Annotated in this window: 1 pseudogene; it reads right to left on the reverse strand. The window is 58.6% G+C overall.

The annotated features are described in order from the left end of the window. Nucleotides 1–54: 54 nt before the first annotated feature. Nucleotides 55–258, reverse strand: a pseudogene (locus GQF01_RS37135) (hypothetical protein); the annotation flags it as partial. Nucleotides 259–273: the final 15 nt, after the last annotated feature.

Consider the following 273-nt stretch of genomic DNA (forward strand, 5'->3'; position numbering starts at 1 on the left):
CGGAATGCCCGCTTGGATAACGGCGGCATTAAACACTTGACCCGCTGAGTTTAACTGGTCAACGGCAGTATCCAGTTGATCCTGCGTGTAATTGCTCGCGTTATCGAGTATCTGCTGCGCCGCATTGGACGCGGTCTGCAGTGCAGTGCGCGCTCCCGCTGAGGCCTGTCCTACATCCGTACCTTCTGGATGATCCGTCAACGCCTGCTGCGCCGCCGTAATCGCCGCGCCCAGCGTTGTGGGTATGCCCGCTTGGATAACGGCGGCATTAAA

The sequence above is a fragment of the Paenibacillus silvestris genome (genome assembly GCF_009882985.1).
In the GTDB taxonomy this organism is placed as follows: Bacteria; Bacillota; Bacilli; order Paenibacillales; family NBRC-103111; genus Paenibacillus_E; species Paenibacillus_E silvestris.